We start from the raw sequence: 23333 nt of genomic DNA, 5'->3' as shown, positions 1-23333 counted from the left end.
ATGAAGGTGACTGTTCAGATGAAAAAGTTTTCCCTTTTCACAACCATTCTGGCGCTCATGCTGGGAGCCCTCCTGATCCTTGCGCAGCCGCTGGTCACCGGTCAGGGCGCCGCCTATGCCTTTGACGCGCCTCCCAAGGACCAGGGGCACACCGGCTCCGATCCCGATGGGCCCGATGACGAGAACCCCGATGATCCCGATCAGGAGGAAGAGGGCGACCCGGTCCAGCTGAGGACCGGTAACTTCAAGATGGACGTGCAGGACGCCGCGCTGGACAGTTTCGCGCTGCCGATCTCCATGATGCGGGTCTACAACAACCAGGATGTGGTCAATGACGGCCCGTTCGGCCGGGGGTGGAGCACGTCCTACGTGATGTCCATCCGCGAGGTGACCAAGTTCGCGCGCCTGTCGGTGAGTGGCAATACGGGCGCTGTCGCTATTGCGCCCATCGTCGTCGGCAGGCAGGTGGTGTTGCGCGATGACAGCGGCGCGCGCCATGTGTTCGAGCAGGGTCCAGACGATACGTGGATCCCCGAGCGTGCCCGTTTCGGCACACTGGTCAAGACCGGACAGGGCCGTTTCACCTGGACCCGGCAGGACGGTATCCAGTTCCGCTTTACCAGCAACCGACTGGACCGCATCGTCGATCTGAACGGCAATGCGCTGGTGGTGGCCTACGACGGGGCGGGTCGTATCATCTCCGTGACAAACCCGGCGGGTCGCAGCCTTAGCTATACCTACAATGACGCCTCCAAGATCGCGCAGATAACCGACAACATCGGGCGCACGGTCACCTATGGCTACAACGCTGCCAACCTGCTGACGACGGTCACCAATCAGCGCGGCAACACGACCACCTACAGCTACGATGCCGCGAACCGGCTGAGCGCGATTACATCCGCAGACGGGACGCAGGTGCTGACCAATACCTACGATGCCCAAGGCCGGGTCACCCGGCAGTTCGCCTATGGCGCGAGCTTTACCTATCAGTACCTGAGTGGTTACACGCGCGTCCGCAATTCCAACAGCGGAACCTCTGATCACTACTTCAACGACAATGGAAACCCGACCCGCGTCCGCGATCTGCGCAACGGCAACAAGTACATGACCTGGGACGCCGCGGGCAACATGACCTCCTATCAGGACCAGCGCGGCAACACTTACGATTACACCTTTGACGCGCAGGGTAACCTTCTGACAGCGACGGCGCCGAATGGCGGGGTCACCACCTATACCTATGGCAATTTTGCCCGGACCCAGACCATCACCGACCCGTCGGGCCGGGTCACCACCATGGCCTACGACGCCAATGGCAACCTGACGTCTGTCACCGATCCTCTGGGCGGTATCGAGACTTTCACCTACGACAGCGCCGGTCGTCTGTTGACCGCCACCGATGAGTTGGGCAACACGGCAAGCTACGCCTACAACGCGTCCGGAGACCTCACAGGCTATACGGATGAAAACGGCCTTGTCTCGACCTACACCTACGACGCTGTCGGCCGCCAGTTGACCGAGACGAACCCGGCGGGCGAGACTTCGACCTTCGTCTACAACCCGCGCAACCGGCTTCTCAGCGTGACGGATCCGCTCGGCAATGCGACGACGTATACGTATAACGTCAATGACGAGCAGACGAGCACCACGGATCCGCTCGGTAACACCACCACACTGACGTACGATGGCTTTGGGCGGGTCACAGCAGAGACGACGCCGCTGGGCAATCAGACGACCTATGCTTACGACAGCCTCTCCAATCTGATCACCACGACCGATCCCGAAAACCGCATCGTGCGGCGCGCCTATGACCGAGGGAATCTGCTTACCTCTGTTACGCGGGGCGATGGCTCCCGGGTCACCTATACCTACGATGAGGTCGGCAATCTGACGGCCGTCAACGATCCGCGCGGAAACGTGACGTCGATGACCTACGACAACATGAACTGGCAGACGCAGGTCACCTACAGCGACAGCTCCACGAGCACGCGCAGCTACGACATCGTGGGCAACACGGTGCAGTACACCGATCGCAAGGGTCAGAATTTCACCTACGCATTTGATGCCAAGGACCGGATGACAGGGGTTGCCCTGCCCAACGACGGGACGATCACTTACAGCTACAATGCGCGGGACGATATGCTGCAGCGCAGCGGGTATGCGGGAACCGTCGCCTATACCTACGATGCGGGAAGCCGGGTGACCTCCGAGGTCGGGGTCTGGAACGACCGCCTTAACTATACCTATGATGCGTTCGACCGGCTGACGCAGCTGGACCGTCCCGGGCGCTATTCGGTTTCCTACAGCTACGATGCCGACAGCCGGATGAGCCAGGCGACAACGCCTGCGGGCACGTCCCGCTACACCTATGACGCGGACGACCGGATGGCCACCGAGGTGCTGCCCAATGGTGTCACGGTCAGTTACGGCTATGACGCCGATGACCGGGTGACGAGCGTGGTGCATACCGCACCTGACGGGTCCACGGTGTTGATGAGCAACACCTATACCTACGATGCTTCCGCCCTGATGCTGAGCATGACCGAGGCAGACGGCACGCTGCATCAGTACAGTTATGACGGCATGATGCGTCTGCTGTCCGAGACGATCACGCCGCAGGGTGGCACACCGGTGGTCACGCAATGGACCTATGACGGCAACGGCAACCGGCTCACCCAGAACCGTGATGGGGTGATCACCACCTATGTCTATAACGAAGTCGATGAGCTGACCGATGACAGTACGGGCATCACCTACGCCTACGACGAGAACGGTAACCTCGTAACGGTTGTCGATGGTCCGGCGACCGAGACCTACAACTACGATGATCTGAACCGCCTGGCCGGGATTTCCGGAACCGGACTCACACCGGTCAGCTATGGGTATGATAGCGACGGCACGCGGGTGCGTCGCACTCTGGGAGGTGTTGTCAGCCGCGAGGTCCGCTGGGGCCCAACATTGCTGGAAGAGAAGAGCGCCGCGAACGCACCCGTGCGTCGTTTCGACTACGGTGTCGGGCTCACGTCGATCTCGGGCGGGTTCGGCACGCGGCACTACATGATCGACGGGATCGACCATGTGCGCGGGCTGGTGGACACCACCGGATCGGTCACCGACCGCTACAGCTTTGGTGCGCATGGTGATGCGCTTGTGCACAGCGGGGCGACGCCCAACCCGTTCATCTGGAACGGTGCCGTTGGCTACTACAACGAAGATCAGGCGGACCTGTTGCACGTGGGCGCCCGGTTCTACGATGCGAGCACGTCGCGCTTCATCCAGACCGATCCGGTGCGCCAGGGCTACAACCCCTACCGTCACGCCATGGCCAACCCGCTCAGCTTCAACGATCCGTCGGGTGAAATCCTGCCGCTGATCGGCCTGTGTCTGCGCGGAGCGGCGCAAGGGGCGATCGAAGACGAGATCATGCACCACGCCTTTGACGGCAAAGAGGAGCGCACCTGGACGGATCGCGCGATCTCTGCCGGGATCGGCTGTCTCACGGGCGGGCTGGGGAACAAGTTCCGCCGTGCGGGCCGGGCTGCGGATAAGGTGGGCGATGCCGTTCGCCGCTCGCCCTGCTCCTCTTTTGACGGTGCAACGCAGATCGTGACTGCCGATGGGCTGGTCGCAATTGAAAACCTCGATGCGGCGGTGACCAGCGTGCTGGCCCGCGACGAGGTCACTGGCGAGCTCGCGTTCCGCGATGTGGTCGCCAAGCACTTCAACGACTACGAGACCACCGTCACCCTCGATATCCGCAACATCGAAACAGGCACGCTGCAAACCATCGTCTCCAACGAGACACATCCCTACTTTGCAGTTCCGGGCGCGGTGCCACGGCTGTCACTGGCCAGTACCCATGGTCATGTCTATCACGGCGACATTCCTGGTGGTGCATGGATGGATGCCGTCAACCTGCGGCCCGGCGACCACCTGATGAACGCCGCCACAGGCTGGAGCGAGGTTGTCTCCGTCAGCCTGCGGGATGAACCCATCCGGGCCTATAACCTGACGGTGGAAGACGACGAGAACTTCTTTGTCACGAATGCCACGGCAGAGGACGCCGTGTGGGTGCACAATTGTCCAGTTCCGAAATACAAGCGGAACAAATACAAGGACATCACCCGCAAAGAGAAGAAGCGCGTTCTCGATGAGAACCCGACGTGCACCTACTGTGAAAAGAACCCTTCAACTCAGGTGGATCATATTCGATCTCAGAAACAGGACTGGGTCGAGGGCGGACATGCAGATTCTCGCCAGGTCAGGAGTGACCGCATAAGAGACCCCGACAACTTGACTGGCTCCTGTGCTTCCTGCAATGCATCCAAGGGAAGCAAAGAATTGGGGACCGAATGGACACCTCCGAAAGACCGATAGGTCCAGACGATGTCGAGGCGCACTATGAGTCCCTTTGGGGGAAGGCACAGGACAAACGGGTGTTTCGCACCCAGACCAATGCCTTCTCCATCCTGACTTTCACGCCGCAACAGACGGATGAGGGCGTTTTTCTGTTTGCGACTGTCGGTGCCAGCCAGGTCATGGGAGACCGTGATCGAAGCTGCGAGTTTTTCTTCGGGCTAACCACATCGCCAAAAGGATTGCCGGATTCTCTCGCAGAGATAGCGCTGGATGGAAATGGGACGGGACAGGTGCCTGACAGCGGCGACACCACCACTTTGGCTTTTGAACTTTGGGAGGGGACATCAGCCCGTAGCTATCTTTTTACTGATGGCGGGGATGAGATCGTCCCACATTTGAAACGTGATGGTGCACTGGTAGAGTTTATCCAACTGGTCCCACTCTTTGCCGATGAACTCGAGTACAAGAAAAAGCACGGCGAACCGGCTCTCTGGGAACATTTTGAAGAGAACGAGGTGCCTTACTGGGATGCTCAGCGGGTCAGCGCATTCTAAAGTAGGCTCACAGGTGATGTGTCGGCATTATCGCAGGAGCTGCCGCTGAGACGGAGGGTTTGATCTTCAAACGAAACGGCTCAGGCACCAGATTTTCTGGCGCCTTCGACGGTTAGCTGACAAGCCGTACGGAACTGACGCTTTTCTTAGCTCAATGGCGTTCGGGCCGAAGGTTGAGTAGTGGCGACTTTTTCAGCAAGACAGCTCCGAACAGAGCCGCAAAGCCCGCCACCAGCCCCCAAATGTACATCTTTTCGGTGCCGATCCACACCGCGTGAACCAGCCCCAACCCGCAGGCAACCAGTGCTGCGCGGTGCAGCAGACGGGGTAGTCCGCGGCGCAGAAGATGCACGGCAACACCCAGCAGCAGCAGCCAGAAGCCGATGACCCCCATGCTGACCCCGCGCGCGTAGCTGCCGTTGGTCAGGTTGGGCATCATCAGATACCAGGTGAAGTACCCGTTACGGATCGATACGCCTGTCACAAAGCTCGCCACATGGGCGATCATCAGCAGTGTGATCAACATCCCGAGCGCGCGGTGATCCGACCGGTCCAGCCGTAGCATACCGGCGCGGCCCAGTGCCGACAGGCCGATTTGCACCAGCGCGACGCTCATAGCCATCATGCCCAGCAGCTTGGCTGCCAGATAGAACCTTTGCCCGGGTGGGAACTCCTGTGGGCTATAGAGCACCGCGCCCAGATCGACGCCGCGGAGCCATTCCAGCCCTGGCAGCAGGAACGCCAGCGTCAGGGCTGCGGGATAGATCATCCGACCCGTCACTGAAGGCAGCCATCCGGGTTCGACGCGCAGGAGGACAATGCCGCCATCGCATCCGGTTGTGACATCGCCAAATCGCCCGCGACCGGCAGACCCACATTGCGCCAGCCGCGGATGCCATAGGGGTTCATGATCGCCACGTTTTGCACCCCGAGGCTCGACATGGCGCGCGCCACCTCGAAACCGCGGAAGTCTTTGACACAGTAGGGAATGACCAGATCGGCGTCGGCGAACTGGGCCATCCGCTCCGCGCTCACCTCGCGCAGGGGCATGTGCACCGCGCCGGGAATGTGGAACTCGTCGAACTCGGCCCGTTCGCGCGTGTCGACAAAGACGATGTTGGCACCTTTGCCGAGTGTCTCAAGCACGGTGCGGGCCTGCATTTCCTGCACGGTCTGAGACTGCGTCTTGCCGTTTTCCGGCAGATGTTCACACAGCCGGTCGCCGGTATCGAGGATCGATGGATCGACCGGCCCGCCGTCTGCGCGGTCGATGAGCGTCTCCAGATTGTCGAAAAAGCTCATGTAGCAGGAAAACGGCACCGCATCCCTGTCAAAGCGAAACTGCAGGTTGCGGAAACCGCGTTCCACAAGGCCGGTGTTCGAACTGGCGGTGATGTGCCAGCGTGAGACCTCCATCTCGTTGATGATCTCGGCCATGCGGGCCACATCCGGGCTGTCGATACCGCTGCCCAGATCGGAGGCCAGAAGTGCCTCAAATGTGGTGATGGGTCCGGCGCGCATGTAGTCGGATCCCGGGATGTCAAAGGCCGTGCCGTCATCCGGCATCACGCCCGGATCCACGAAGTGGATCTCCGCCTGCGGGTCGATGTGGCGGCGGAGCAACCAGATGGACGCCCATTTGTCAGGGCCGATCCCCTCCCACGTGACGTAGACGGGGGCAGGCTCGGGCGGTCTTACGGTGCTCACCGCAGCCGCTGCAAAGGCAGCGGAGGCCAGGGCGAAGGTGATGCCGATACGGCCCCAGGCTGATCCCAGCATGGCCTTCAGGTCGGACGGTGGGACGCCGCAGACCGGCGGCGCACAATGGCAAACAGCCCAAGCCCGCCGAGCAGCAGAGGCAGGCCCGCTGGCAGCGGTACAACGCCCACGGTCGAGCCGGTGCTCAGGGTGACATTGGACACCGTCAGCGTGCTATTCGTAGAGGTGTCGGCAAAGAGAGAGTTTAAGTTGAACTGAAGTCCAAGCTGACCGCCCGTCAGCGGGGAGATGTCCATGTTCACGGTGCCGGATCCGCTGTCGGTCGTCAGAAACTGATAGGCAGCACCCAGCGGCGATCCCGTTACGCTGTCCAGCAGAAAGGCAAAGAATTCATCGTCGCCACCCAGCGTTTCAACAAAGCTGTAGTCAAAAGACAGCGTCGTCATCGGCGCTGCGATGATCACCTCGGGGTCGCCCAGACCTGGATCATTCGACAGGATGATGCTGCTGAAATCTGGGTTCTCGACGAACAGGGCGCTCGTGCCATCGGCAGAGACCGTCACATCATCGTCGGCGAAGAAATCATTGAGATCAATGTTGGTGACCGTTGATGCACCTGCGGCCGACGCCAGAAAGACCGACATGGCCAATGAAACGACAAACTTCATAATCATACCCCGATAAAATTATTTGCAAAACCTTACCAGATTCCCGCCTTGACGCAACTATTGCTGCAAGTTCACGTATGTCGAGGCGGCACTCATCCGTCCCGGGAGTGTCGCGACATTCACCGTCAGCAGGTAGCGCCCGGATGGCAAGGAGCTGGCGTTCCACACGATCGTCGCAGGGCTGCGCCCTTCTTCGATCTCGGTGGTGAAGTTGTAGTTCTGGAACAGAACGATTTCGAACCTGCGCGCAAGCACGGGCACCCGCACATCGTCGCCCAGACTGACCCGCAAGGGCACCTCGCCGCTGACCACCGGAATGCCGTCCTCGCCGAGGGTCGCATCGGGGATGCTGAGCTTGAAGAGCGGCTCGGGAGAGACATCGGCGGGCGCGGGGAGCAGATGTGACGCACCGCCAAAATCCTCCATGCTGATCCCCTCCTTGATGGGGATGTCTTCTGCTTCGAGCGCGCGGGTGTGCTGGTGATACGCGGGGCCTTGGGCGTTGCGCAGGATCAGCGGTGGCGAGACGACTTCGCGGGCGGAGACGAAGAGCCGAAAGAGATCCTCTTCACCGACATTGACCACGCCGCTTTGATCCATCCCATCCCAGGGCAGCTGGTGCGTTCCCGCCGGATAAGGCACGCCTGACAGCAGTGTGTGCATCAGAGGCCCGCCATCGTCGAGCCCCGCGAGGATCGTCACCCGGGCGGGTACCGACAGTCGGAAGTGCACGGCACCATCCTCATAGCGCACGTCTTGCACCAGAACTTCGCCTAACGCACGCTCGATCGAGCGATCCAGCAGCAGGCTGGACCCGTCGGTTGCGTTGAAATCCACGGTCGCGAAATAGGCCTCTGAGGGCAGAATCTCGCCATCGGGGCCACGGCCATCCCAGTCAATGAGCGCCGCTTCGTTGCCGGTGAGGTTCTCGGTGACGATCTCGTTCACCGGGCGCCAGTCCGGCCCGTAAATGCGCACCACCGCCTGACCATCAGACGGCGGGACGAGCCGCAGCTGGGCTGTCTCACCATCGGACGGGGTGATCAGGGTGGGAGTGATTTCAAGCGTGATATCATCGGCTCGGGTGCTGATCGCGGCGAGGCTCAGTCCGAGGAAGAGGGCAAGTGTCGCTCGAAACGGGCGGCGGTTACTCATCTGCGACTAGCTCCTTGGTCCAGACCGGATCATGGGCGGCAATCAGGCCATCGGTTTCCGTGACAGCGATCCGCTTGGGCAGGGTCGGGTTTGCAGGATCGGTCAGAAAGAGGGAAAAGCCGTCTACCGTCTGGCCGATATAGGCAACTTTTCCGTCGGGATGGGCGGCCCCTTCCATATCCGCGGGTCCGTTGGTGATCGGGCGCGCGGTATCCTCCTGCAGATCATGTTGCCACAAGCGCACCGCCTGGCTCTCCGCGTCGGAGCTGTAGACCAGCGTGCTGTCATTGATCCAGGTGGGGTCGATGTTCTCGTCCGACCCATCCGCGATGGGCCGCGCGCCGGACCCATCCGCCGCCATGACCCAGATGTGCTCGATCACCCGCTCTGCCGACAGCCGGAAGCCGCTGACAAAGGCGATTTGACTGCCGTCGGGCGAGTATATCGGGCTTTTCTGCAGACCGGGGCCGTCATAGAGCGGGCTGACCGACAGATCCTCAAGGTCGATATGAAAGAAAGCGCCATCATCCTGGCGATTGGCAAAGCGGAAACAGGCGACCACAGCGCTGGCCCCATCGGGTGAGAGCGTCGGTTGCGCGCAGGGAAGCGGCAGACCCGGGACGACCGTGGCGGCACCGGCGCCGATCTGTTGTAGATGCACGCGCCCGGCAGGATCCGCAAAGATGATCCGGCCCGCCCGCACATCGGCGCCGCGCGTTTCACCCGCGAGCTGGAGAACTGGTGTCTCGCCCGGCACGACGGAGTAAAGCGCCCAGTTGGAGCCGTCAAAGGCGCTGAACATGACGGCGTCCTCTGCCTGTGCCATCAAGGGCGCCAGCACGGCCAATGCCAGCGCACGCACGTTCGGTATCATCGCGATGGTCAGTTCAGGGTGACGTCGACCGGGTCGCTCACAAACTCCGAGCCCGTCGTATCAACCACATATACCTTCATCTCGTAGGCGCCGGGATCCGCGTTGGGCAGAACCGTCGACATCGACCAGACGCCGTCGCCTGCAATTGCGTCTCCCTGGGTGCCGCCGTCATTGGCGGGCGGCAGGCTCCATGTGCCCGATGCGTTCGTCAGCTCAAAAGCGACAAGGCTGATTGCCTCGGGCCCCATCGCGTGCAGTGGCGCCGCAGAGAGGGTCACACCGCCCGCTGCGCTGCCAGACACGGCTGTGTCGCCCACGGCCATATCCTGCGCCATCGCGGCCCCTGCGAGGCCAAATGCCCCTAAAATCAATGCTGAAAATCCGAGGTTAGTCATTGCCACCCACCTGTCAAAAATGCACCCATGTACAACGTATATGGCCAAAGGTTAAGGTAGCCCCTGTCCTGATGCAACAATCCATTGAGTGGTCGGGGGCGTTTTCGCTGGTTCTTTGGACGGGTGTTTTCGCCCTGTTTTCGGGGATCGGAACGGCGGTGGTGGGGTTTCGCGTGGCACTTTGGCCGCGGGTGAGACCCAAAGTGGGTCGCCCCTGGCCGCGCCCGGATCGGGCGACCCTATGGGCCGGTGTCGGTCTGAGCGCGCCGGTGGTTCTGGTCTGGCCCTATCTGGCGGTGACGGTGGCCCAGGCAGCGCTCTTGGGGATGCTTTGTTTGCTACTGGCAGCGCAGGTTGGCCATGATCTGCGGCGCGGTCTGCTGCCGCTGGAGGAAACGGTCTTGATCGCGCTTGCCGGCGGGGTGGCGGTCTGGTTGCAGATGACGGATCCCTTTGACGCTGCACTCGGCTCGATCACCGGGGTCGGCATCCTGTTCCTGCTTGATCAGCTGTGGCGCCGTGGGGGGGGGGTACGGGCCGTCGGCGGCGGCGACATGAGCCTGATCGCGGCCCTCGGGATCTGGTCCGGGTTATCGGGGCTGTCCGTGCTGTTGATTGTCGCGGCTCTGTCTGCGCTCGGCGTCGCATGGATCACCGGCACGCGTGGGCGCATCGCCTTCGGACCCTATTTGGTCTTAGGCACCTGGGCCGTCGTGCTCGTACCGCTCTGGTTGGGGTGAACCTGGTGCCTTTGCAGCCTTGGTCTGCAACTGATCGGTCCGCCCTCCACACATCAAACAGACTGGCTATGGCGCGGATCTTCCAGTAACCTTTCCAGCGTGCGTGATGGTGACTGGCGGTGTTGAACGACGATCCTTTGATAGAACGGCTCTCAGTCGAAGACATCGTCGACCCGGCGACGCTGGCGCGTGCCAGCGAGCTGAGCCGTGCACAAGGCGTCAACATCCTGCACACGCTGTTCGATCTGGGTGCTATTTCCGCCGCACGCCGGGCGGATATCGCGGCAAAGGCGCTGGACCTGCCGCGCGTGCGCTACGCGGATCTGCCGCCTGATCCCGTGCTTCCCGAAGCACTGCCGGCCCCGTTTCTCGACCGGATCGGTGCCGCACCGCTGTCGGCCGATGCGGCGGAGTTGCATGTGGCGCTGGTTGATCCCTTCGACGCCGAGGCGCTTGATACCCTGCGAATGGCCGCGCGGCGTCGGGTGCGTGTCTCCGTGATCGACGCCGATGATCTGAGCCGCGCGCGCGAGCAGCGCAGTGCGCAGATCCAGAACCAAAGCGCCGCTACAGCGCGCAGCATCGATCTGTCCGGCAACCTCGAAGAAGCCGCGCGGCAGGCGCCCGTGGTGCAGCAGGTCAAGCAGATCATCGACCGGGCCGTCCGGGTCCGCGCATCTGATGTGCATATCGAACCCTTTGCCGACCGGCTCGCCCTGCGCTACCGGGTCGACGGGGTGTTGGCCGAGCAGACTGCGCCACCCGCAGAGATGGCCCAGGCCATTACCTCGCGGCTCAAGGTGATGGCGCAGCTCAATATTTCGGAAAGGCGCTTGCCGCAGGACGGGCGCTTTGCGCAGGTCTGCGACGGGCGCGAGATTGACGTGCGGATGTCCACGGTGCCCACACTCGATGGCGAGAGCGTGGTGCTGCGTTTGCTGGACAAGGACCGCGCCCCGCTTGATTTCGGCGATCTGGGCATGTCGGAGGGAACGCAAGCTCAGCTGCAGGATCTGCTGCGCCATCAGAACGGGATCATCCTGCTGACCGGGCCAACCGGCAGTGGCAAGTCCACCACGCTTTACGCAGCCATGCGCCGTCTGAATTCAGCAGACCGCAAGATCCTCTCCATCGAGGATCCGGTGGAGTATCAGCTTTCCGGCGTCAACCAGATCGCCGTGCGCAGCAGTATCGGGCTCAGCTTTGCCACGCTCTTGCGCAGCGCGCTGCGGCAGGATCCGGATGTGATCATGGTCGGCGAGATGCGCGACGCCGAGACCGCCGAGATCGCCAGCCGAGCGGCGCTCACGGGTCACCTTGTGCTGTCCACGGTCCATACCAACACGGCCGCGGGGGCACTGACGCGGCTGCGCGACATGGGCGTACCCGATTTCATCCTTGGATCGACCTTGCGGGCCAGCATCGCGCAGCGGCTCGTGCGCCGGATCTGTCCTGTCTGCGCGGGCAGCAGGCCCCTGTCTCAGGCGGAGGCACGGATCTTTACAGACCATGCGCCGGATCAGCCGGTGCCGGAGCATCTCGCCGTCCCGAACGGGTGTGACGGTTGCAACCGGACGGGCTATCGCGGGCGGCTGGCGCTTTATGAGGTGCTGACAGTGGGCGAGGACATCCGCGCCCAGATCCTGTCGCGCGGCAGCGAAGAGGCGATCCTGGAGGCGACCGAACCGGGATACCGCACCCTGCTCGCCGATGGTCTGGGCAAGGTGGCCGCGGGTGAGACCAGTCTTGATGAGGTGGGGCGGCTCATCGGGTTTGGGCGCGCCAATGGCTGAGTTCAGCTACCGTGCCTACCGCGACAACGGTGCCGCAACCGAAGGGCGGATCAGCGCGCGCGATCCTGCCAGCGCGCGGCGGGCGTTGCGCGCACAGGGTCTGCACCCCAGCCTGATCGATGCTGCCGGTTCTGCCGCAGCACCCGGAAATGCTGTCGCTCTTGCGCCCGTCAAACTCGCCCATCTGGCCTTTTGGGCAGCGCGGATGACCGCACTGGTCACGGGCGGGGTGGAACTGGACCGGGCGTTGGAGATCACCGTGCCCGAGACGCCCAAGACCGCCATGGACCGCGCGGCCCGGCGCATGCAGTCAGCGGTCCGCGATGGCGCAGGGCCAGCGGAGGCCGCGCGCCTTGCAGGTCTGCCGGCGAGCGCTGTTGGTGTGCTCCGCGCGGCCGAGGCGACGGGCGATATCGGTGCTGCCTTTGGCGCCATCGAGGCCAGCACGGCGGCGGCGCTGGCGCGGCGACGCGCCATCATCAACGCGCTGACCTACCCGATTTTGCTGGTCTTCATCGCCATTGGCGCTTTTGCCTTTATGCTGTTGGTGATCATTCCGCGGTTCGAGCCGATCTTTGCTCGTGCGTTGTCCGAGATCCCGTTGACGACGCAGCGTGTCCTTGCGCTGTCCGGCTGGGTACGGGCAGAAGCACCGCTCATCCTCACATTTCTGGCGGCGGCAAGTGTCCTGCTTTTGCTCGTCCTGCGGAGCCCTCTGGCGGGGCGTCTGCGTGCGGCGGCGGTGCGGGTGCTGCCCGGTGGCGCTGGCATTTCCGCGGCCTTGATCCAGGGCCGGATACTCAACCAGCTGGCCGGGTTTCTGGCCGCGGGCGTGACCCTGCCCGATGCATTGGCGCTGGTGCGCAACGCTATGGATGATCCGCGTTTCGCCGACCGGCTGGCAAAGGTCGCGGAAGCCGTCCAGACCGGCACGCTGCTGTCCGATGCGCTGCGCGATCACGCGGTGCTGGAGGGGGAGCTGCTGTCGCTGGTCCGCGCAGGCGAGGAAAGCGGCGCACTGGTCGCGATGCTTCGGCTGGCCGCGCAATCCGCTGATAGCCGGGCCGACACGGCGATCAAGCGCCTGCTCGTCGTGCTGGAGCCGGTGCTGATCCTGCTGATCGGCGTCATCATCGGCGGGATGATCCTGTCGATCTTTCAGGCGGTGTTGTCGATCAATGATGTGGTGATCTGAGCGTGCCCGCCCGTCGGCGCATCGCACATGCGCGGCTGCGCGGCGTCACCCTGATCGAGGTGCTGGTCGCGCTTGCGATCCTTGCGGCGCTTGCGGGCACGGCGGCGATTGCCCTGCGTGGTGCACCTGCGCTGGTGCTGGACAGAACGGCCCGCGGTGTCGCGGCAGATCTGCGGCTGGCGCGCCAGCATGCGCTGACATCGGGGCGCACGGTTGCGGTTGTTCTGGATGCGGACGCGCGGCAGGTGCGGATCCCGCAGCTTGATCTGACCCGCGCCTTGCCGCGCAGAATCGGCCTGCGCGCAACCGGTGCCCGTTTTGCGGATGGTGAGGCCCAGGACCGGGCGCTGCAGATCCTCTTTTTCCCCGATGCCAGCACCAGCGGCGCCGAAATTACGCTGGCCACCGGACCGCGCCAGCGCGCGCTGTCAGTTCACTGGTTGAGTGGCGAGGTGCGTGATGAGACGCCCTGAAGGACGCCGCGCCGTACTCGCCGGGTTCTCTCTGGTCGAGGCACTGGTGGCCACTGCACTTGCGGCGGCTGCCATCGCCGGGTTGCTGGGAGTTCTGGCCAGCAGCAGCCGGGCGACCGCAACCATCGAGGCGCAGACCCGCGCCCAGGCTCTCGCGGTGAGCCTGTTGGCAACACCGGACCCACGCCGCGCGACCGGCACCGAGGATGATCTGCGCTGGCGGACGGATCTCACCCGCAGCAGCTTTGATCCCGACGGTGTCACGGTGGATGGCTTTCGCCTGATGCGCTTTGTGGTGGAGGTGCGGGGCCCGCGTCTGGGCGACGGCATCACGCTGGAGACAGAGAGGCTGATGCGGTGAGCCGCCTGCGTGGCATTGGTCTGGTGGAGGCTTTGGCGGCGCTCGCCATCGTTGGTGCCTTGCTCGCCGCGCTGTCCGGCGTATTGTTTCAGGGGGCGGAACTGGCTCTGCGTCAGGACCGGATCGCCACCCGCGCTGACCGGCAGCTTGCCGCGCTGCGCCTGATTGAGGCGCGACTGGCCAATGTGGTGCTGGTGGCCGATCCAAGATCCCTGCGCCAGCCGCTCTTTGATCTGCGCCCCAACAATCTGCGCTTTGTCAGCCGCTTTTTGCCGCCCGGACCGGTGCAGGGGCTCTATCTGACGGAGATCAGCAGCGACGGGACCCGGTTAACCGTCACCTTGAGTGACTGGCCCGACGCGCGCGACCGCGAGGTCATGGTCATGGAACCGGGTGCGCTGCGGTTTGAGGCGGTTGGGATGGATGCGCTGGTCGACGGTCTGCCGCGTGCGGTGGCACTTCAGTGGGCGGGGGGACGCGCTCAGCTCCCGCTGGGCCAACAGTACCCGCTGGCCTGTGTCAGAGACCCCGCGCCCGCTGCGCTGGACGCCGGAGCTTTGGCCTGCCCGGGCGGCGGTCTGTGAGGGTCCGGGGCTTTGCATTGATCACTGTTCTCTGGGTGCTGCTGCTGCTCGGCCTCTTTGCCGCCGGTGTGCTGGAAGTGACCGATCGCGGCAGCGAGGGTGTGCGGATGGGCCGTGCTCATAGCAACGCCCGCGCATTGACGGATCTTGGCCTGACCCGCGCTGCCTGGGTTCTGAAGACCGGCACGGAAGGTGCCCGGGCGCGGCCTCTGCGCGCCGATGGCCTTGCGTGGACCGACAGTCTGCCCTCGGGTCGGGTGGCGATCCGGATCACCCCGGCTGATAGTCTGGTGGACATCAATCTGGCCGGCGACCCGGTGTTGCGGGATCTGGCCCATATGATCGCCCGCAAATCCGGAGACCCGGAAGCGGCGCCCGACATTGCCGCGGCACTTGCCGAGGCCCGGGGGCGGCACAGCTCGGTATTGTCCGTCGCGGAGGTCATCGGCGGCGTGCTGGGAACACGGGCGCAGATGGCAGATATTGCTACGGTGCTGACGGTGGGTGGGGGCGGGTCTGTCCCCGACCTGTCCCGTGCACCCGAGGCCCTGCTGCGGGGCCTGTTTCAGATGACGCCCGAGGCGCTGGCGGAGGTGCTGGCGCGGCGCCGTGAGGCAGGGCCCGCGCCCTTGCCGCAATATGCCTACCCTGATCCGGAGACGGCGGCCGACCCGCTCTCGCCACCCCGCGGTCCGGTCTGGCACGTCAGCGTCGCCGCGCAGACGGGTGCGGCCGGACGGGCAGGGCGCGCCTGGGTGATTTTCCTGCCCTTGCCAGAGATGCGCGCCGACCAGCCCTATTTTGTTCTGGAAAGCTGGCAGCTTTCGCCCGAAGATGAGCTTTTCCATGCCCTGCGCCCCGCTGACGAGAACCGCTCCCCATGACGCGCTACCCCCGACTAGATCGCCATGTGCCCAGTCTCGCGCCCGCCCTCGCCTGGCTGCTCGACGGTCTGCGGATTGCGCCTGCGGGTCGCGGTCCGTTCAAGGCGCCCCGGATCGCCCTGCAGCCGGACGGTCGGTTGGGCGCACACGCGGCAATCGGCGGTCGGGCCGCGGCGTTGGTGGTGCCTGCGGCGGACTGGCTGAGCCTGCAGATCAGCTTGCCGCCGGTGGAGACCTCTGCGCAGGCACAGATCGCAGCGTTGGAAATTGCGGACCGGACGCCGTTCGACCCGGCTGATCTGCACATGGGCTGGCGCGGGCAGGGGCCGGTGCATCTGGTGCGTCGGGCCACCGTCACCGCGGCCCTGCAAGAGGCCCGGACCCGCGGCCTGACCCTGCGCTGGCTGGTCGCTGAAAACGATGAGACCGCGGTGATCGACCTGGCACCGCCGGTGGCGCGCCCCTTTCGCGCGGCATTGCTGGCGCTGTCGCTCGTGGTGCTGTCGCTTGCCGGGATCACGGCCTATGTTCTGCGCGACGTGATGGCGCTGCGGACAACGTCGGCCGCGCTCACGCCGCAGCTTGCCCTCGCTCAAGCGGATGGAGCCGAAGCGCGCGCGCTGGCGCGTCAGATCACCGAGCTGCAGGCCGTTCAGACCGCCGATCTGCCGGAAATCCTGTTGCCCGGGCGGGCGCCCGTACATGTGTTGCTCGATGATCTGACCGCTGCGACACCGGACAGCAGCTATCTCAGCGCATTGGAAATCACCGAGGCGGGCGCACGGCTGTCGGGGTGGAGCACGGCACCCGAAGCGCTGGTGCGCAGCCTTGAGACAGCACCCGGCGTGGTCAATGTGCGGTTTCGCGGTCCCGTCACGGCGGGCGAGGCCGGTTTTCGGTTCGAGTTGATGCTGGATCTGGAGCCGGCGGGATGAGCGTGGCGCTGCACAAGCTATTGGCGTGGACGCTGTTTGTGGTGCTGCTCGGCGGGCTCGCCCTGATCGCAACCACGGAGCTTTTGCGCCTGCATCAGGCAGAGCGGCTGCGTCTGCAAACCCTGACGCTGGAGCTTGCAGTGGCGCGCGAGGCGGCGCAGGCGCTGCCGCAACGGCGCGCGGCGCTGGCAGCATTGCAGGACAATGGTCCAGAGGCGGCTCTGCACTGGCCCACACCGCCGCGGGCGGGGTTACTGGATTTGCAGGAATTCGCCGCGGCCACCCTGCGCGAGGCAGGGTTGCAGATGACAGCGATCGAGCCGCGGATGCCGGATGACGATGCCCCGGATTTGCTGCGCGTCGGGGTGCGGGCATCGGGCGATCTGGCCGCCTTCCAGCGCGCGCTGGTCGCTTTGGAGCGGCACCGCCAACACATCACGGTCGCGCGGGCCCAGGTGGTGGCGGAACGCGGGGCCGATGCTGGCCCGCCTGCACCACTTGAGATCGGGCTCGATCTGCGCGCGCTCAGCGGGTCGGCTGAAAAAGCACAGCGGTAAGCCGAATCACCACGCGAGTTGCCCGGTGGCACTCCGTCTGCTAGATTCGCAACCAATAAACATAAAACCATAAACAAAAAACGAGCAGTCAATGGTTTATCGCACATCAGGGATGTGGCGCGGTTTTGCGCCGCAGGCATGGATCGTCGCACTGGTGGCGCTGATGCTCGCGGGATGCGCCGCCGAGGATGAACGGCGCGATGCCTGGCGCTCGGGTCTGTCGGGAGATGGCAAGAAGGGTGGTTTCTTCAACATCTTTAAAGGCGGCAGCCAAACGGCGGTTCAGGGACGCGCGGCAGCAGGCAATCAGCCGCTGCTGGTGCCGGGCAATGATCGCTTCGTCAATGAAACGCTGACACCGCTTCCCCGGGGGGCGCAACGCAACGACGAAGGCGTGCTGCTCAACTTTGAAGAGGCCGATCTGCGCGAGGTCGTGGCCACCATCCTCGGTGATATTCTGAATGAAAACTACCTTTACGATCCGCGTGTTCAGGGTCGTGTCACCCTGCAGACTGTCGCACCGCTGAGCGATGAGGAGACCGTTGCGGCGCTTGAGCTGATCCTGCGCCAGAATGCGGGCGCCATGGTGCTGCGCGACGGTGTCTACGCGATTGTGCCTGCGGCAGAGGCGGGCGCGGGTGCCAAAGTGCCGGTGCTTGCGGATGGGGCTGTATCGCTCAGCCCCGGTTTTGCCGTGCTGATCGCCCCTTTGCAAAGCGCATCCGCCAGCGAGCTTGCGGGTGTGATCGAACCGCTCGCGGGATCGCAGACATCGGTGCGCTTTGATGCCAACCGCAATGTGCTGATCCTGACGGGTGCTGCCAGCGATCTGGCCTCCCTGCGCGAGACCATCGCCATGTTTGATGTGGATTGGCTCGACGGGCTGTCCTACGGGCTGTTCCCCATGCGCAACGCGCAGGCCGCTGACGTGATCGCCGAGCTTGAGGCGATCCTGGGCGGGCAAAATTCACCTATTCGTGATCAGGTGGTGCTGCAGCCCGTGACGCGGATGAACGCGGTGTTGGTGGTGACCAAACGGCGCAAGATCCTGCAGGAAATGCGGCTTTGGACAGGCCGCCTCGACAAGGACATCGGCTCGGGGCGCAGCGGGGTCTATGTCTACCGGGTCGAGAACATCCCCGCGACGGATCTTGCCGAAGCGCTGGAGCAGGTTTTCGGCAACGGGGGTGGCAGCTCTCTGGGCGGTGGCTCGACCTTTGCCAATGACGTGGAGACTGTCAGCGTTGAGACAGAAGGCGATGCGCCGCCGCCAGCGGCCATGCCCGCCTTTAGCCAGATCAGTATTGGCGATGATGAAGACGTCCGGATTTTCGCCAATGAAAACAGTAACTCGCTGGTTGTACGTTCGTCGCCCGAGACCTACCGCCGCATCACCTCCATCATTCGTCAGCTGGATGTGGCGCCGCTGCAGGTCCTGATCGACGCCACGATCGCCGAGGTGCAGCTGAACAACCAGCTGGACTACGGGGTGCAGTTCTTCCTTTCCAACGGTCGCCGGTCGATCATCAACACGACGGCCAATAATGCGTCTATCTCGCCCAATCTGCCCGCCTTCGCGGCCAGCTACGTCAAAGGCGGGGCGGAGGTCGTGCTGTCCGCGTTGGATAGTGTCACCCGGCTTAACGTGATTTCGACACCGCGGATCATGGTGCTGGACAACCAATCCGCCACATTGAACGTGGGTGACGAGGTGCCGATCATTACCGAACAACAGCAGAGCACCGATTCCACGGCCAACATCATCAATCAGGTGACTTACCGTGAAACCGGCATTTCGCTGGAGGTTCAACCAAGGGTCAGCTCATCCGGCCTCGTGACGCTGGACATCCTGCAAGAAACGTCGAACGTGGTGGAAGACAGCTCCTCCGGTACGCTGACACCCACGATCTCACAGCGGACCATCGAAAGCTCCATCGCCGTGCAGAACGGCCAGACAATCCTGCTGGGTGGTCTGATCTCCGAGGAGGATTCGCGCAGCAAAACCGGGGTGCCGGTGCTGTCGGACGCGCCGGTGATCGGTGGTCTGTTCGGGACACGGCGCAACGGGTCTAACCGAACCGAGTTGATCGTGCTCCTGACCCCGCGCGTGGTGCGCAACCCCAACGAGGTCCGCGACATTACTGAAGAGCTGCGCCAGCGCGTGCAGGATCTGTCGCCGGAGTTTCGGCCCAAAAACAGCCTGACAAGACTGCGCAAGAACTGATCGTTGCTTGCACCGGCTGCGGCCTAAGGGCAGGTTGAGGCCACGGCAGCGGGTATTCAGGGGACACCGGACATGAGGATGAGACGGGCAGGGATCCAGGGCTTCACCCTGGTGGAGATGCTGGTGGTGCTGGTGATCCTGGGCTTGATCGTCGGGTTGGTAGGGCCGCGCGTGCTGAATTATCTGACAGGCGCCCGGGCCGATACCGCGCAGGTGCAGTTGCAACAGCTCTATGCGGCGGCCCAGCTCTATACGCTCGATATCGGCGAGCCACCTCCGCAGGAGGCCGGGCTTGATGCGCTGGTGAGCGCCCCGGCGGGTGTTGACGGATGGTCCGGGCCCTACCTTGATGGGGACACGGTACCACTTGATCCCTGGGGCAATCCGTTCTCCTACGAGCTCGACCGTGACACCGGGCGCTTCCGCGTCATCTCTCTCGGGGCTGACGGTGTGCAAGGCGGCGAGGGCGCGGACGCAGATCTGATGCGCTAGGGTTGGCATTCATGCGGCCGATCGCGAGGCCGCATTTACTTGGGCTGGACGAAAAACCGGATTTTGTCTGAAACGAACCAAGTTGCGCAGGGATGGCGGGTTTTCCTGTGCGAATGTGGTGAAGCTCAACCAGCCCGGGAGCACGAGATGTCGGCACAGAGCTATTGCAACTGCTGGCCTTCCCGACGCCGCAACAGTAGGCACCGAATGGAAGATGCACGGTGACGAGCTTTTGGCGCGGGTTTGATGCCTTTGCTGTGGCAGTGAGCAGGCGCGACACCGTTGACGCCAAACCGCCTTCCGTGCGACGGTCAATGGCATGATAGCCAAGATGAAATATGCCGCTTTGTCGGGTGTCCTCCTCATGTGTGTGCCCGCCTGGGCAGAGCGTGACCAGCCGTTGCAGGAGGGCGGGGTAATGGCCTACTCCGAAACGCTGGCGCGACCGCTTTTTACCGCCTCCCGCAGGCCTTACAGCCCGCCGGAGACGCCTGTCTTGGATACACCAGCGCCGGAGCCGACGCTCGTTTCTGCTGCACCGGTTGAAACGGCGCCGGTCTCCCGGATCAACCTGTCGCAGATGCGCCTGCGCGGCGTGCTGGAGAAAGCAGGCCACCGGATTGCGCTGGTCGAGCATCGCGAGACCGGTCAGACCTATCGGCTGACCCTTGGCCTGGCGCCGATGCCGGGCATTGACGGCGAAGACGTTGAGGTCGAAGTGACCGCCATCGAACGCGAAGCCATAACGCTCAACGCCGGAACGCCGCTAACGCTGGCCTTGCGCGAAACGCCCGACAGTGCGGCCATTGATGTGCAAAAAGGCGCGGCTGACGGGGTCCAATGGGCAACGTTGGAACAGCCGGTGGATGTGGCACCGCTGACGCAAGCCACCATCGTACCCGCAAAACTGGTTCCCGTTGGTGTGGCCCGGAATACGGGTTTTACGGTCGGACGGGTCGACACGGAATAGTGCAGCCCCGTTTATCTGACGCAGCGGCATCTGCGCGCCCGCTTTCATCCGTTGCTAGGGCTCCCTCGATCGCAACGAACAAAGACGGCCCGTGATGACCAAACCTTCCCCCAATACGCCGCCCACCGCTGGCCAACCGCTCTGGATGTCCGCCGCAGTCGCCGGGATCTTTGGCATCTTGCTCCTGCATACGCTGGTCTGGGCGAGCGACTTCTTGATCCCCGTGACAGCGGCCTTCCTGGGATACTTCGTACTCAATCGTCCGCGCCGCTGGCTTGCACAGATGGGCATTCCGCCCGTCGTCGCCGCCTTGCTGTTTACCTCCGTGCTTCTGGGGCTGCTTCTCGTCCTGTTGGTGCAGTTGAGTGCGCCCACCGCGGACTTCATCGAAGATCTGCCGGGCTTTATCGAAGACATAAAGGAAAAACTCGCCACTGCCGGTGGCGCGGTCCAGGCCATCAACGAGGCGACGGTTGCGGCAGAGGAAATCGTCAAGGATGCGGATGCCGAAACCGTCGAGGTAGAGGTTGTGTCGGATCAGGGGCTCGTCGCCGCGCTCTTTAGCATGGCGCCAGGGTTTCTCAGCCGGATCATGCTCTCGCTGATCCTGATGTTCTTTCTGATTTCTTCGGGCGACATGTTTCTGATCAAGACCGTGCAGAGCTTTGAGCGCTTCGCCGACAAGCGCCGCGCGGTCGAAGTCCTTCATGCGGTTGAGGAGCGGCTGGGTCACTATCTGGGCGGTATCGCGATCATCAACGCGGGCCTTGGCGTGTCCGTTGCGATTGCCATGTGGTTCTGGGGGATGCCGAGCGTGCTGCTCCTGGGCTTCATGGCTTTTGCATTGAACTTCGTGCCGTTTCTGGGGGGGCTGATCGGGGCGACGATGGCTGCAGCAGTGGCCTTTGTCAGCTTGGAGAGTACTTGGCCCGCCGCGGGTGTCTTTGCCACCTACATCGTGCTTACCTCGATCGAGGGACAGTTTGTGACCCCCATGGTGATGTCGCGCCGACTGCGCCTGAATACGACCGTCGTGTTTTTGTCGGTCGCTTTTTTCGCGTGGATCTGGTCGGTGATGGGAATGATCGTGGCGTTGCCCATCTTGATCGTGATCAAGATCGTTTGTGATGAAACAAACAGTTTTCAGACCCTCTCCCGCTTTTTGTCCGATGCCGGACAGAGTGGGCCCAAAACGACCGACAAGGTGGTTTGAGCACTAACGGCGGATTTTGCGCACCACGAAGATGAGCAGACAGGCCCCTGCGGCGGCCACGATCAGCTGTCCGATCCAACCGCCCAGCGTTGTGCCCAGCAGGGTCATCAGCAGCCAGTTGAGCACCACGGCGCCGAGGATACCAAGGATGATATTGGTCAGCAGACCGTGGTCCGCCTTCATCACCTTTTCAGCGATCCAGCCTGCCAGCGCGCCGATGATTAACGATCCAAGCCACCCGAAACCTGTCATTCTATCACTCCCAACCGGTTGGTCAGACGATAGAACAGCAAGGCCATGCTGACAATCGCACTACGCAGATCCTGCGGTCAGCCGCTTACGAGTGGCACGACCAGCGAGCGGGCCGGCAATTCAACCGCCGGGTCACGAAAAGAGGATACCACCGTTGATATCAACGCTTGCGCCGGTCATGAAAGCTGCCTGATCCGACGCGAGGAAGGCCACAAGGTTGGCGACATCCTCGGACCTGCCTTCACGCTTGAGCGGTGTGGCACCGGCCACATTTGCGCGGACTTCGTCCTTGGTAAAGGTGTTGTGGAAATCGGTGTCGATCATGCCCGGGCAAATGGCATTGACCCGGATGCGTGGGCCGAATTCCTTGGCCATGCCGCGGGTCATGGTCATGACTGCGCCTTTGGACGTGGCGTAGGCCACGGCACCCGGCCCACCTCCGTCTCGGCCCGCTTGTGACGCCAGTGTCACGATGCTGCTGCCCGCGGGCATATGCGCCTGCGCTGCATCTACTAGATGAAACAGAGAGGTGACGTTCAGATCCATGACGGCGTTCCAGTGCGCCAGTGTCATCTCGCCGAATTTCTGACGCGCAATCAGCCCGCCCGTGACGTGAACCAGCACGTCGATGGCGTCACCGAACTGGGTCTGGGTTTCACCGATCAACCTTGCCACATCCGCACTGTCGGTCATGTCACCCTGCAGGGCAAAGGCCCGACCACCCGCTGCCTTGATCTCGGCCACGGCCGTCTCTGCGCCGTCCCGGCTGGCGTGATAGTTGATCGCGACCGCGGCGCCGTCGGCGGCGAGCTTCATCGCGCAGGCGCGTCCGATGTCGCGTCCACCGCCCGCAACGATTGCTGTTTTCCCGTCAAGAATCATCCCAAAGCCCCTAGCCTGTATCTGGCAGGTCTCCGTATGTACCCGCTCACACCTAAA

The 23333-nt window shown here is 63.3% G+C and carries 23 protein-coding genes; 15 read left to right on the top strand and 8 right to left on the bottom strand.

Translation table 11 applies throughout. The features are described 5' to 3' along the window. Window positions 1–18 precede the first annotated feature (18 nt). Both Q1A53_RS16560 and Q1A53_RS16555 read left to right on the top strand, forming a co-directional pair. Window positions 19–4374, top strand: a complete 4356-nt coding sequence (locus tag Q1A53_RS16560) for a polymorphic toxin-type HINT domain-containing protein (protein ID WP_299968754.1) — start codon at window positions 19–21, stop codon at window positions 4372–4374. Further along, entirely contained in the window at window positions 4350–4910 is a 561-nt protein-coding gene (locus Q1A53_RS16555) for a suppressor of fused domain protein (protein WP_299968753.1), read from the top strand. The genes Q1A53_RS16560 and Q1A53_RS16555 overlap by 25 nt, the downstream gene beginning before the upstream one ends. 151 nt (window positions 4911–5061) lie before the next feature. Here the strand turns inward: Q1A53_RS16555 and Q1A53_RS16550 are convergent, their stop codons facing one another. The 6 genes from Q1A53_RS16550 to Q1A53_RS16525 are packed head-to-tail and all read right to left on the bottom strand — an operon-like array spanning window position 5062 to window position 9721. Further along, entirely contained in the window at window positions 5062–5679 is a 618-nt protein-coding gene (locus Q1A53_RS16550; RefSeq protein ID WP_299968752.1) for a hypothetical protein, read from the bottom strand. Window positions 5680–5687: 8 nt separating this feature from the next. Further along, window positions 5688–6689, bottom strand: coding sequence for a chromate resistance protein ChrB domain-containing protein (locus Q1A53_RS16545; RefSeq protein ID WP_299968751.1), 1002 nt, complete (start codon window positions 6687–6689; stop codon window positions 5688–5690). 5 nt (window positions 6690–6694) lie between these two features. Then, window positions 6695–7303: a VPLPA-CTERM sorting domain-containing protein gene (locus tag Q1A53_RS16540; protein WP_299968750.1), complete on the bottom strand. Its 609-nt coding sequence runs from the start codon at window positions 7301–7303 to the stop codon at window positions 6695–6697. A 51-nt stretch (window positions 7304–7354) separates the two neighbouring features. Continuing rightward, window positions 7355–8452, bottom strand: a complete 1098-nt coding sequence (locus Q1A53_RS16535; RefSeq protein ID WP_299968749.1) for a hypothetical protein — start codon at window positions 8450–8452, stop codon at window positions 7355–7357. Beyond that, window positions 8445–9326, bottom strand: a complete 882-nt coding sequence (locus Q1A53_RS16530; RefSeq protein WP_299968748.1) for a hypothetical protein — start codon at window positions 9324–9326, stop codon at window positions 8445–8447. The genes Q1A53_RS16535 and Q1A53_RS16530 overlap by 8 nt, the downstream gene beginning before the upstream one ends. A gap of 8 nt (window positions 9327–9334) precedes the next feature. Continuing rightward, the gene (locus Q1A53_RS16525; protein WP_299968747.1) at window positions 9335–9721 is read right to left on the bottom strand and encodes a choice-of-anchor X domain-containing protein; all 387 of its coding nucleotides are present in this window, start codon (window positions 9719–9721) and stop codon (window positions 9335–9337) included. Between the two features lie 71 nt (window positions 9722–9792). On the opposite strand from Q1A53_RS16525, the gene Q1A53_RS16520 reads away from it, so the two are divergent. The 13 genes from Q1A53_RS16520 to Q1A53_RS16460 all read left to right on the top strand — a co-directional run bounded on the left by Q1A53_RS16520 (window position 9793) and on the right by Q1A53_RS16460 (window position 22142). Next, window positions 9793–10461 carry a prepilin peptidase gene (locus Q1A53_RS16520; RefSeq protein WP_299968746.1) on the top strand — a complete coding sequence of 223 codons (669 nt, stop codon included), beginning with the start codon at window positions 9793–9795 and terminating at the stop codon, window positions 10459–10461. Between the two features lie 122 nt (window positions 10462–10583). Next, window positions 10584–12254, top strand: a complete 1671-nt coding sequence (locus Q1A53_RS16515) for a GspE/PulE family protein (RefSeq protein ID WP_299968745.1) — start codon at window positions 10584–10586, stop codon at window positions 12252–12254. Continuing rightward, window positions 12247–13449, top strand: coding sequence for a type II secretion system F family protein (locus Q1A53_RS16510; protein WP_299968744.1), 1203 nt, complete (start codon window positions 12247–12249; stop codon window positions 13447–13449). Before Q1A53_RS16515 ends, Q1A53_RS16510 begins: the two co-directional genes overlap by 8 nt. A gap of 2 nt (window positions 13450–13451) precedes the next feature. Continuing rightward, entirely contained in the window at window positions 13452–13922 is a 471-nt protein-coding gene (locus Q1A53_RS16505; protein WP_299968743.1) for a GspH/FimT family protein, read from the top strand. Then, a complete protein-coding gene (locus Q1A53_RS16500) occupies window positions 13909–14283 on the top strand; it encodes a hypothetical protein (protein WP_299968742.1) in 375 nt (124 codons plus the stop codon). The genes Q1A53_RS16505 and Q1A53_RS16500 overlap by 14 nt, the downstream gene beginning before the upstream one ends. Beyond that, window positions 14280–14867 (top strand): hypothetical protein, encoded by a 588-nt coding sequence (locus Q1A53_RS16495; RefSeq protein WP_299968741.1) that lies wholly within the window; start codon window positions 14280–14282, stop codon window positions 14865–14867. Before Q1A53_RS16500 ends, Q1A53_RS16495 begins: the two co-directional genes overlap by 4 nt. Window positions 14868–14902: 35 nt before the next feature. Continuing rightward, window positions 14903–15751 carry a hypothetical protein gene (locus Q1A53_RS16490; protein WP_299968740.1) on the top strand — a complete coding sequence of 283 codons (849 nt, stop codon included), beginning with the start codon at window positions 14903–14905 and terminating at the stop codon, window positions 15749–15751. Beyond that, complete coding sequence (locus Q1A53_RS16485; protein WP_299968739.1) at window positions 15748–16686, top strand: PilN domain-containing protein; 939 nt, start codon at window positions 15748–15750, stop codon at window positions 16684–16686. The genes Q1A53_RS16490 and Q1A53_RS16485 overlap by 4 nt, the downstream gene beginning before the upstream one ends. After that, a complete protein-coding gene (locus Q1A53_RS16480; protein WP_299968738.1) occupies window positions 16683–17243 on the top strand; it encodes a GspMb/PilO family protein in 561 nt (186 codons plus the stop codon). The genes Q1A53_RS16485 and Q1A53_RS16480 overlap by 4 nt, the downstream gene beginning before the upstream one ends. A gap of 91 nt (window positions 17244–17334) precedes the next feature. Beyond that, on the top strand, window positions 17335–19467 hold the full coding sequence (gspD, locus tag Q1A53_RS16475) for a type II secretion system secretin GspD (protein WP_299968737.1): 2133 nt from the start codon (window positions 17335–17337) through the stop codon (window positions 19465–19467). Window positions 19468–19539: 72 nt separating this feature from the next. Continuing rightward, the gene (gene gspG / locus Q1A53_RS16470; protein WP_299968736.1) at window positions 19540–19959 is read left to right on the top strand and encodes a type II secretion system major pseudopilin GspG; all 420 of its coding nucleotides are present in this window, start codon (window positions 19540–19542) and stop codon (window positions 19957–19959) included. A 331-nt stretch (window positions 19960–20290) separates the two neighbouring features. Next, complete coding sequence (locus tag Q1A53_RS16465) at window positions 20291–20929, top strand: hypothetical protein (RefSeq protein ID WP_299968735.1); 639 nt, start codon at window positions 20291–20293, stop codon at window positions 20927–20929. Window positions 20930–21023: 94 nt separating this feature from the next. Next, window positions 21024–22142 carry an AI-2E family transporter gene (locus tag Q1A53_RS16460; RefSeq protein ID WP_299968734.1) on the top strand — a complete coding sequence of 373 codons (1119 nt, stop codon included), beginning with the start codon at window positions 21024–21026 and terminating at the stop codon, window positions 22140–22142. 3 nt (window positions 22143–22145) lie between these two features. Here Q1A53_RS16460 and Q1A53_RS16455 read toward each other — a convergent pair whose 3' ends face one another. Together Q1A53_RS16455 and Q1A53_RS16450 are read right to left on the bottom strand one after the other, a co-directional pair. Further along, a complete protein-coding gene (locus Q1A53_RS16455; protein WP_299968733.1) occupies window positions 22146–22394 on the bottom strand; it encodes a GlsB/YeaQ/YmgE family stress response membrane protein in 249 nt (82 codons plus the stop codon). 132 nt (window positions 22395–22526) lie between these two features. Next, entirely contained in the window at window positions 22527–23276 is a 750-nt protein-coding gene (locus Q1A53_RS16450) for an SDR family oxidoreductase (RefSeq protein ID WP_299968732.1), read from the bottom strand. Window positions 23277–23333 lie beyond the last annotated feature (57 nt).

The organism is uncultured Roseobacter sp. (assembly GCF_947496515.1).
GTDB lineage: Bacteria > Pseudomonadota > Alphaproteobacteria > Rhodobacterales > Rhodobacteraceae > Roseobacter.
The sequence above is the reverse complement of the archived record's forward strand: the minus strand, read 5'-3'. Positions and strand labels throughout refer to the sequence as shown.

Bases quoted from the DNA above. Each gene is read 5' to 3' on its own strand.
- Q1A53_RS16560 (WP_299968754.1), top strand. From the start codon at position 19: ATGAAAAAGTTTTCCCTTTTCACAACCATTCTGGCGCTCATGCTGGGA.
- Q1A53_RS16555 (WP_299968753.1), top strand. From the start codon at position 4,350: ATGGACACCTCCGAAAGACCGATAGGTCCAGACGATGTCGAGGCGCAC.
- Q1A53_RS16550 (WP_299968752.1), bottom strand. From the start codon at position 5,679: ATGATCTATCCCGCAGCCCTGACGCTGGCGTTCCTGCTGCCAGGGCTG.
- Q1A53_RS16545 (WP_299968751.1), bottom strand. From the start codon at position 6,689: ATGCTGGGATCAGCCTGGGGCCGTATCGGCATCACCTTCGCCCTGGCC.
- Q1A53_RS16540 (WP_299968750.1), bottom strand. From the start codon at position 7,303: ATGATTATGAAGTTTGTCGTTTCATTGGCCATGTCGGTCTTTCTGGCG.
- Q1A53_RS16535 (WP_299968749.1), bottom strand. From the start codon at position 8,452: ATGAGTAACCGCCGCCCGTTTCGAGCGACACTTGCCCTCTTCCTCGGA.
- Q1A53_RS16530 (WP_299968748.1), bottom strand. From the start codon at position 9,326: ATGATACCGAACGTGCGTGCGCTGGCATTGGCCGTGCTGGCGCCCTTG.
- Q1A53_RS16525 (WP_299968747.1), bottom strand. From the start codon at position 9,721: ATGACTAACCTCGGATTTTCAGCATTGATTTTAGGGGCATTTGGCCTC.
- Q1A53_RS16520 (WP_299968746.1), top strand. From the start codon at position 9,793: ATGCAACAATCCATTGAGTGGTCGGGGGCGTTTTCGCTGGTTCTTTGG.
- Q1A53_RS16510 (WP_299968744.1), top strand. From the start codon at position 12,247: ATGGCTGAGTTCAGCTACCGTGCCTACCGCGACAACGGTGCCGCAACC.
- Q1A53_RS16500 (WP_299968742.1), top strand. From the start codon at position 13,909: ATGAGACGCCCTGAAGGACGCCGCGCCGTACTCGCCGGGTTCTCTCTG.
- Q1A53_RS16485 (WP_299968739.1), top strand. From the start codon at position 15,748: ATGACGCGCTACCCCCGACTAGATCGCCATGTGCCCAGTCTCGCGCCC.
- Q1A53_RS16480 (WP_299968738.1), top strand. From the start codon at position 16,683: ATGAGCGTGGCGCTGCACAAGCTATTGGCGTGGACGCTGTTTGTGGTG.
- gspD (WP_299968737.1), top strand. From the start codon at position 17,335: ATGGTTTATCGCACATCAGGGATGTGGCGCGGTTTTGCGCCGCAGGCA.
- gspG (WP_299968736.1), top strand. From the start codon at position 19,540: ATGAGGATGAGACGGGCAGGGATCCAGGGCTTCACCCTGGTGGAGATG.
- Q1A53_RS16465 (WP_299968735.1), top strand. From the start codon at position 20,291: ATGAAATATGCCGCTTTGTCGGGTGTCCTCCTCATGTGTGTGCCCGCC.
- Q1A53_RS16460 (WP_299968734.1), top strand. From the start codon at position 21,024: ATGACCAAACCTTCCCCCAATACGCCGCCCACCGCTGGCCAACCGCTC.
- Q1A53_RS16455 (WP_299968733.1), bottom strand. From the start codon at position 22,394: ATGACAGGTTTCGGGTGGCTTGGATCGTTAATCATCGGCGCGCTGGCA.
- Q1A53_RS16450 (WP_299968732.1), bottom strand. From the start codon at position 23,276: ATGATTCTTGACGGGAAAACAGCAATCGTTGCGGGCGGTGGACGCGAC.